This window comes from Methanococcoides sp. LMO-2 (genome assembly GCF_038432375.1).
Classification (GTDB): Archaea; Halobacteriota; Methanosarcinia; order Methanosarcinales; family Methanosarcinaceae; genus Methanococcoides; species Methanococcoides cohabitans.
In genome coordinates this window covers 1-2,813 of record NZ_JBCAUS010000010.1, presented here as the reverse complement: position 1 = coordinate 2,813, position 2,813 = coordinate 1, and the positions used below count along the sequence as shown (strand labels likewise).

The 2,813-nt window shown below is 50.8% G+C and carries 2 rRNA genes; both read left to right on the top strand.

Annotated elements, in window-relative coordinates:
• Positions 1 to 2,638: ribosomal RNA gene (locus WOA13_RS11590) — 23S ribosomal RNA — on the top strand; the annotation flags it as partial.
• A gap of 68 nt (positions 2,639 to 2,706) precedes the next feature.
• A 5S ribosomal RNA gene (gene rrf / locus WOA13_RS11585) occupies positions 2,707 to 2,813 on the top strand; the annotation flags it as partial.

Here is a 2,813-nt window from a genome sequence, read left to right as displayed (position 1 = left end):
TAGGACTTTCTAAGGCTCCGACCTTTTCTTAGCTGAACTTTTCTGGAACGTTAGACCATAGAGTGTGACAGTCACGTAAGCAAAGAAAAGAGGATCTGGAAATGTTCCTGAGTAGCGTGTGTTGGAAATCACGCGTGAATTTGGGAGGCACCAACTTCCAAAACTAAATACGTCTTGAGACCGATAGCGAAGTAGTAGGGTGACCGAAAACTGAAAAGTACCCCCAAAAGGGAGGTTAAAAGTGCCTGAAACCTGATGGTGATGGAGCGATATGGCATGAAAGGAACTTTAGTTCGAAGGAATCAACCGCGAGGTTGTAGTACGAGTACTAATGCCGATGTCATATCATACGTTTTGAAGAACGGGCCAGGGAGTATATCTAAGTGGCGAAGGCTAACCTTTTATCTGGGAAGCCGAAGCGAAAGCAACATGCGTGCAACCCTCACGGGTGAGACGCGGCGTATACAAGTGCGTGGAGTCACTAAGTTATGACCCGAAGCCGGGTGATCTAGGCGTGGGCAGGTTGAAGCGTGGCGAAAGCTACGTGGAGGACCGCAAGCGGTATTGATCTGCAAATCATTCGTGTGACCTGCGTCTCGGAGTGAAAGGCTAATCTAACCCGGCATCAGCTGGTTCCTTCCAAAACATGTCGTAGCATGACCTAACTGGAGATAGTCGGTGGAGTAGAGCACTGATTGATGGTCCCGGGGAAGAAATTCCTCAGCCGTTTGTCAAACTCCGAACCCACCGTCGTCGTAGAAGGTTGGAGTCCGGGCTACTGGGGTAAGCTTGTAGTCCGTAAGGGAGACAACCCAGCCCGTGGTTAAGGTCCCTAAGTGTCGACTAAGTGTTAATACTAAAGGGCGTCCCAAGCCCTAGACAGCTGGAAGGTTAGCTTAGAAGCAGCTATCCTTTAAAGAGTGCGTAACAGCCCACCAGTCGAGGTTTGGGGCCCCGAAAATGGACGGGGCTCAAGTCGACCACCGATACCACGGAGTACCGTAAGGTAATCTTGTAGGAAGGCGTTGCGTTTGGGCAGAAGCAGGGCTGTGAAGTCCTGTGGACCGAGCGGAAACGAAAATCCTGGTAATAGTAACAGCATAGTCAGGTGAGAATCCTGACCGCCGAAGGGGCTAGGTTTCCTCGGCAATGATCGTCAGCCGAGGGTTAGTCGGTCCTAAGTTGTACCGTAATTCGAGTACATCAAAAGGGAAACAGGTTAATATTCCTGTACCATTTAACAATAAAACTGACGTTTCGGGGCAGGCTGAGCGGCGCCGTCGCGCCGTCTAAGCATCGAATCCTGTGGAGAGCCGTAATGGCGAGAAGCAGGCGAATATGTAATGGCGAAAGTCAGCTGCACCCTGGAACCCGTGAAAAGGGAGTTAAATGTCCGTACCGAGATCTGACACAGGTGCCCCTAGCTGAAAAGGCTAAGGCGTGTCGGAATAATTTGGCTAAGGGAATTCGGCAAATTGGCTCCGTAACTTCGGGAGAAGGAGTGCCTGCCGTGAAGACGGCAGGTCGCAGTGACCAGGGAACTCTAACTGTCTAATATCAACATAGGAGATCGCAAACCCGTAAGGGCTAGTACGATCTCTGAATCCTGCTCAGTGCAGGTACCTGAAACTTCGGTTCAACGGAAAGAAGGGCCTGTAAACAGCGGGGGTAACTATGACCCTCTTAAGGTAGCGTAGTACCTTGTCGCTTAATTGGCGACTTGCATGAATGGATCAATGAGAGTTCTACTGTCCCTAGCCAGAGTCCGGTGAAGCTTACATTCTAGTGCAGAGTCTAGAGACCTCTAGGGGGAAGTGAAGACCCCGTGGAGCTTTACTGCAGCCTGTCGCTGGGGTGTGATTTTGGATGTACAGTGTAGGTAGGAGACATCGAAGCCGGTGCGCCAGCATCGGTGGAGTCGTCATTGGGACACTACCCTTCCAAAGTTACGCCCCTTACTCCGAGAGGAGGACCCCGATAGGTGGGCAGTTTGCCTGGGGCGGGACGCCCTTGAAAAGATATCAAGGGCGCGCAATGGTTAACTCAAGTGGGTCGGAAACCTACTGAAGAGTGCAAGAGCATAAGTTAGCCTGACGTGATTCAGCACAGTAGTGGATCGCGAGACGAAAGTCGGTTCTAGCGAACCTTTATGTCCCGCTTGGTGCGGGCTAAAGATGACAGAAAAGTTACCCCGGGGATAATTGAGTCGTTGCCGGCAAGAGCACATATCGACCCGGCAGCTTGCTACCTCGATGTCGGTTCTTTCCATCCTGGCTGTGCAGCAGCAGCCAAGGGTGAGGTTGTTCGCCTATTAAAGGAGATCGTGAGCTGGGTTTAGACCGTCGTGAGACAGGTCGGTTACTATCTACTAGAGGTGTCTGTAGTCTGAGGGTAAGTTGCTTTTAGTACGAGAGGAACAGAGCAACGGCGCCACTGGTCGATCGGTTGTCTGACAAGGCAATGCCGAGCAGCTACGCGCTAAGGAATAAGAGCTGAATGCATCTAAGCTCGAAATCTGACCTAAAAAGAGACTGCGTTAAGGATTCCGGTAAAAGACCGGATTGATAGAGTTGGGATGTACGCACCAAGGCAACGAGGTGTTCAGTCCGCAGCTACTAATATCTGTGCCTCATCCGTCTCGCTCTGTCCAGGCGAAATCTGATATGTAATATAATTAACATGATCATTTCCAGTATTAGAGATGAGTATGGCGGCCATAGTGGCAGGGCCACTCCTGTTCCCATTCCGAACACAGAAGATAAGCCTGCCCACGTTGTTTACTGTACTGAGGTACGAGAGTCCTTGGGAAATCT